6 protein-coding genes and 1 pseudogene are annotated in these 5,414 nt (G+C 63.3%); 2 read left to right on the forward strand and 5 right to left on the reverse strand.

The genetic code is table 11. From position 1 onward, the window contains the following. Window positions 1-110 (reverse strand): annotated as a pseudogene (locus ENZ74_RS35215) (adenosine kinase); the annotation flags it as partial. A 230-nt stretch (window positions 111-340) separates the two neighbouring features. Here ENZ74_RS35215 and ENZ74_RS20300 point away from each other — a divergent pair. Both ENZ74_RS20300 and ENZ74_RS20305 read left to right on the forward strand, forming a co-directional pair. Continuing rightward, window positions 341-1,273, forward strand: a complete 933-nt coding sequence (locus tag ENZ74_RS20300) for an EamA family transporter (protein ID WP_050580561.1) — start codon at window positions 341-343, stop codon at window positions 1,271-1,273. Between the two features lie 90 nt (window positions 1,274-1,363). After that, window positions 1,364-2,074, forward strand: coding sequence for a sulfate transporter family protein (locus tag ENZ74_RS20305; RefSeq protein ID WP_063169908.1), 711 nt, complete (start codon window positions 1,364-1,366; stop codon window positions 2,072-2,074). A gap of 9 nt (window positions 2,075-2,083) precedes the next feature. On the opposite strand, the gene ENZ74_RS20310 is transcribed toward ENZ74_RS20305, so the two are convergent. The 4 genes from ENZ74_RS20310 to ENZ74_RS20325 form a co-directional block, all read right to left on the reverse strand. Further along, window positions 2,084-3,082: a proline racemase family protein gene (locus tag ENZ74_RS20310; protein ID WP_024505791.1), complete on the reverse strand. Its 999-nt coding sequence runs from the start codon at window positions 3,080-3,082 to the stop codon at window positions 2,084-2,086. Window positions 3,083-3,095: 13 nt separating this feature from the next. Next, a complete protein-coding gene (locus ENZ74_RS20315; protein ID WP_024505790.1) occupies window positions 3,096-3,899 on the reverse strand; it encodes an oxaloacetate decarboxylase in 804 nt (267 codons plus the stop codon). A gap of 79 nt (window positions 3,900-3,978) precedes the next feature. Then, window positions 3,979-4,833, reverse strand: coding sequence for a hypothetical protein (locus ENZ74_RS20320; RefSeq protein ID WP_013528047.1), 855 nt, complete (start codon window positions 4,831-4,833; stop codon window positions 3,979-3,981). 69 nt (window positions 4,834-4,902) lie between these two features. Then, window positions 4,903-5,414, reverse strand: a 512-nt coding sequence (locus tag ENZ74_RS20325) for an HAD-IA family hydrolase (protein ID WP_127312948.1), incomplete at its 5' end; no start/stop codon positions are given.

Here is a 5,414-nt window from a genome sequence, read left to right on the forward strand (position 1 = left end):
AGGTTCATCGCGCCCTTGATGATGCCGTTGGTCTCGAGGAATTCCTCGTCGCACTGGGCGATGATGTCGACAATGGCATTGCCGATGCAAAGCACGTCATAATCCGGCATCAAAATCTCCGCCAAAAACCCGAGCCGGCTTCTTGCCACGCCGGCCCGGCGCGGGTCTAGCGATTTGAAACCGGTTTGCCTAGGGCGTGACACGCAACTTTGGCGGAACAGGCAAAGGGGCATCAGCCGCGAGGCGCTATGACAATTCGACCGTGGCCGAAGCATTTCATCGCCGCACCGCCTATAAGCCTGGATCAGACGATCCCGCTTCGAAGGCGAGCCAGCCCCCAATGTCTACAAAAAGCATGTCGACGAAGAACGAGCCTGCAAAAAACGATCTGACCACCGACCTGGTACTGCTCGTCGTGCTGGCAGTGCTCTGGGGCGCCTCCTACACCTTCATCAAGATCGGCGTCGAAACCATCCCGCCGGTCACCTTCATTGCCGCCCGCACCCTGATCGCCGGCGGCATCCTGTTGGCCATCATCCGCTGGCGCGGGCTCGCCTTGCCGGGCGATGCTGCAAGCTGGCGCCGCTTCGCCTTCCAGGCCTGCCTCAACAGCGTTATTCCGTTCACCCTGATCGCCGCGGCCGAACGCTCGGTCGATGCCGGCCTCGCCACCATCCTCAACGCGACCTCACCGATCTTCACCTTCCTCTTGACCGCGCTCATCACCCGCCACGAGCCGGTCACCTTGCGCAAACTGATCGGTGTGGGCGCCGGCATTGCCGGCATCTGCCTCATTATCGGCACGCAGGCGCTGGGTGGCCTCGGTCATGAATTGTGGGCGCAATTGGCAATCGTCGCCGCGACGGTCTGCTATGCCGGGGCCGCCATTTTCGGCCGCGGTTTCAAGGGCCTCGACCCAATGCTACCGGCCGCCGGTTCCATGCTGTGCGGCGCCGTCATCCTCGTGCCGCTCAGTCTGGTGTTCGACCAGCCGTGGACGCTGGCGCCATCGACCGCGTCGATCCTGGCCCTGCTCGGCCTGTCGGTCTTTTCCACCGCGCTGGCCTTCGTTATCTATTTCCGCCTCATCCACACGCTGGGTTCGGTCGGCACCACCTCGCAGGCCTATCTGCGCGTGCCGATCGGCGTCGGCATCGGCGCTCTCTTCCTCGGCGAAAGTCTTGGTTCGACGGCATGGCTGGGCATGGGTTTTGTCGTGGCCGGGGTCGCTGCCATGACCATCCCGGTTCGAAAGCCGGCGTTTGCGCGGTAAACGCCAGCCCGCTTGTGCTCATGGCCTGCGCTGCCTATCTCGGAAGCATCCGCCTTTTAGGCGGCGTCCGCTAACCGGGGGTGTGACAAGGTGATTTTCGACGCTGCCCGCGCTGCGGCCCTCGAGCTGATTTCGCCTCCCTTCCGGGCCGTGTTCGTCAAGACGCTGGGCTTGACCGTGCTGGCACTGGTGGCTCTGTGGTTCGGCCTGACCAGCCTCGTCGAGTGGCTGGCGCTGCCGTGGCTGCAGACGCTGTTGCCCGGCATGCCGTCCTGGGCCGGGTGGCTCGGCGGCATCATCGCGGCAATAGCGCTTGCCTTCGGCATGGCGTTGCTCATCGCGCCGGTGACGGCTGTTGTCGCTGGCCTGTTCCTCGACGATATCGCCGAAGTGGTCGAGCGCACCGACTATCCCGGCGATCCGACCGGCCGCGCCATGCCGGCGCTGCGCTCGCTGGTGCTGTCGGCGCGATTCCTCGGTGTCGTCATTCTCGGCAACATCGTCGCGCTGCTGCTTCTCTTGGTGCCGGGCGTCAACATAGCCGCCTTCTTCATCGTCAACGGCTATCTGCTCGGGCGCGAGTTCTTCGAATTCGCCGCCATGCGCTTTCGCGGCGAAGACGAGGCCAAGGCCTTGCGCAGGCACTATGCCGGCACAGTGTTTCTCGCCGGGCTGCTCATCGCCGCTTTCCTCGCCGTGCCGTTGCTCAACCTGCTGACGCCGCTGTTCGCCGCCGCCATGATGGTGCATCTGCACAAGGCGATCTCGGTGCGGGAAGTGGCTCGCTCCTCGCGCCGCTGAGCATTTTCTTCAGCGCAACAGGAATCCGCGTCCGAGCTCGTCGTCCGCTTCGACGATGAATTCGGCCCGCCCGGAATAATAGGCGCGGCCGCCGACGCGGGCGATGATCGCCTCATGCCGTCCAGCCTTCGCCGTCCGCGCCACGGCTCCGGAAAAACGCGAGCCGGCGATGCTCTCGAATGTGCGCGTCTGTCCGATCGCGATCTCGCCCTTGGCATGCATGGCCGCCAGCCTTGCGGTGACGCCGGAACCGGTTGGCGAGCGATCGACCTCGGCTTCGGCGAAGACGCAGATGTTTTTGGTCACCTCGCCGGAAAATGTGTCGCGGCCGTCGGTCAGGATGGTGCCGTATAGGTAGGCTAGGTCGCCGTGGTCGGGATGCGACAGCGGAAATTCAGCCTTGAGCCTGTCCGTCAGCCCCGTTGCCGCATCGACGAAATCGCGCATCCGGCTTCTGCCGAATTCGAGCCCGAATTGGTGACAATCGGCCAGCGCGTAGAAGGCGCCGCCATAGGCGACGTCGAAGCCAATCGTGCCGTGGCCCGCCAATTCGATCGCCTGTCCACCGGCGAAAAGGAAGGCCGGCACGCTTTCGAACGAAACCGCACCGGCCTTGCCGTCCCTGACCTCGACCGAGGCGACGACCAGCCCGCACGGCGCCTCGATATTGACTGTCGTGACTGGTTCCTGTTTCGCCACCAGCCCTTCATCGATGGCGTAGCGGCCGAGCGCGACGATGGCGTGGCCGCACATCGTGGAATAACCCTCATTGTGCATGAACAGCACGGCGAGGTCGGCGCCGGGCAGGTCCGGCTCGACCAGCAAGGCGCCATACATGTCGTAATGGCCGCGTGGCTCGAACATCAGGATTTTCCTGAGATGATCGAGATGGTCGCGCACATAGGCGCGCTTTTCCAGGATCGTGCCCTTGGGGATACCGGGATAGCCGCCGGTGACGATCCTCAGCGGCTCGCCGCCGGTATGCATGTCGACCACGGTCAGCGTCATGCGACGGGCCCCATTAATCCGAAGATTTGCCGAAGAGGGCCTGCAATTTGCTGAACGGCATGGCGGCGCGGGTGAAGCCGAAGGTGCCGTCTTGCTGGATTTCGCGTGCCGCCGTTTCCAGCATGCCGTAGGCGAAATTGGTCAGCCACGGCCCGAGCGAGATACGCTTGACGCCGGCCATGGCGAGATCGGCGATGGTAAAGCCCGGTACCGCCATGACATTGACCGGCTTGCTGACGGCAGAGCAGAGCGTGCGGATCATCTCGACGTTGCCGATGCCTGGCGCATAGAGTACGTCGGCGCCGGCCTTCTCGAACGCCTGCAGCCGCTTGATCGTGTCGTCGAGGTCGGACTTGCCCCAGAGGAAGTTCTCGGCCCGCGCAGTGAAGACGAAATCGCGTTTCAGGGCCCGCGCCGCTTCCACGGCCGCCGCAACGCGTTCGACGGCGTGCGCAAAATCATAGATCGGCTTGTCCGGATCGCCGGTGTGGTCTTCGATCGAGCAGCCGGCAAGGCCGGCAGCTTCCGCCGCGAAGATGGTTTCGGCGGCCTGCTCGGCGCTGTCGCCCTTGCCTTTCTCGAGGTCGGCCGAGACCGGCAGGCTGGTCGCCGCGGTCACTTCGCGGCAATGGTGGATCATCTGGTCGAAGGTCACCGCGCCGTCCGGCAGGCCGCGCGAAAAGGCAAAGCCGGCGCTGGTCGTCGCCAGCGCCGTGAAGCCGAACGAGCCGAGCAGCTTGGTCGTGCCGATATCCCAGGGATTGGGCACGACGAAGGTCGAGGCATGCAGGTCGCGAAAGATCTTGCCCTTGTCCATGGTAGTTCCCCATCATATGCGGTGTGGCCGAGCGGATTTTATCCTGCTCCATCTGGCCGGGCAAACGAATGCGGTTGGTTCAGAAGCGTTTGGCGTTCTCTCCTGCCAAATTGTTCAGCGCGTCGGAATCCTTGGCGTAGTGCGACGTTGTCTTGTCCCAATGATAGGTGACGGAGATGTCGTGAGATTCAGGTTTGGGCGGCTGGTCATCGCAGCTTTCGTCGTTCACGACGGTGGCATCGGTCACCGTTACCTTGATCGCCGCATGGCGTCGGCCCTCTGCGATGGCTTTAAAGGCAACGTCCTGCGTCCGGCTATAGGCACACACGTGCTCGTCGAACAAATAGATGATGTCGATCAGCTTCAACTTGTCCCTGGCGACCATAATCAGCGGGACGATCATATAGTTCTGGTTTGAATTGGAATGCGAACTCTCGATCATGAGGATATCATCATTGGCGCCGATGCCGAGCTTGCCGGGTTCGCGGAAATAGGTGCTGCGGTCGAGGGCGACATTGGCGGCGTCGAGCAGCCTTGGTTTGCCCGTAATGTCGTAGAGCGCTAGCACCGCATAGCCTTCTGCGCTGTCTGAGGAATCGCCGAGATCGAACAGCATGGTCAGGCGGTCCTTGCCTCCCGCCTTGATGGCAAGCACGGAGGCATTGGAAAAGCCTGAGGTTTCGGGCGGCGAGCCGCCGCTGTCGGGTCCCTCGATATGGCGCATAGCGATCGGCAGCCCGCCCCTGTAAAAGCCATTCTTGTCGGCGGCGAGGTCTGGAATGATCATCCTGGCGAGGTCGAGATAGGTGATGTCTTTTTGGCCGGGCAGTGGGCTGCCGAGCTCCGGAAGGCTGGCGTCTTGCGCGCCGGCTGCGGTCCACAGCAATGGCAGCAGCATCACGGCGAGGATGAAGCGAAGCAGGTTCGTCGGCATGGTCGCCTCAGGGTGTCGGGCGCGCGGAACGTAGCACAGCCTCCCAACCCGTCCAGTCCGTCAGCCAGCTCAGTGGATCGGCACCAGCCCGGCCAGTTCGCGCATGTCGTCGAACAGGATGCCGCCGGCCTGGATAAGGCCGTCGCGGTCGGAATAGGGATCGGCGTGATAGGAAAACACCCGCATGCCGGCCGCGATGCCGGCCTGCGTGCCAGCGACGCTGTCCTCGATGACGATGCAGTCGGCAGGTGCAAAGCCCACGGTTTTCGCAGCATGCAGGAACAGGTCCGGAAACGGCTTGCCGCGCGCGACCATCGTCGAGGAAAACATCGCGTGTTCGAACAGCGGCAACAGCCCGGTCTGGCCAAGTGTGATGTGCATCTTCGACACCCGGGCCGAGGTGGCGACGCAATAGGCGATCCCGGCTGACCGCACGGCCTCGACGAATTCGCGGACATAAGGGATTGCTTCGACGCCGTGGGCGAACAGGTCTGGCAGGCCGGCGTTCCAGCGATCGACAAAATCGGCGCCAAGCCTGACGCTGGTCTTTTCTTCGATCTCTTTCTGCACCGACGCCATGC

Origin of the sequence: Mesorhizobium sp. M7A.F.Ca.CA.002.15.2.1, assembly GCF_003998715.1 — a bacterium.
In the GTDB taxonomy this organism is placed as follows: domain Bacteria; phylum Pseudomonadota; class Alphaproteobacteria; order Rhizobiales; family Rhizobiaceae; genus Mesorhizobium; species Mesorhizobium ciceri.

Coding starts and splice junctions, on each gene's coding strand:
- ENZ74_RS20310 (WP_024505791.1), bottom strand. CDS start 3,082: ATGACGCTGACCGTGGTCGACATGCATACCGGCGGCGAGCCGCTGAGG.
- ENZ74_RS20320 (WP_013528047.1), bottom strand. CDS start 4,833: ATGCCGACGAACCTGCTTCGCTTCATCCTCGCCGTGATGCTGCTGCCA.
- ENZ74_RS20300 (WP_050580561.1), top strand. CDS start 341: ATGTCTACAAAAAGCATGTCGACGAAGAACGAGCCTGCAAAAAACGAT.
- ENZ74_RS20315 (WP_024505790.1), bottom strand. CDS start 3,899: ATGGACAAGGGCAAGATCTTTCGCGACCTGCATGCCTCGACCTTCGTC.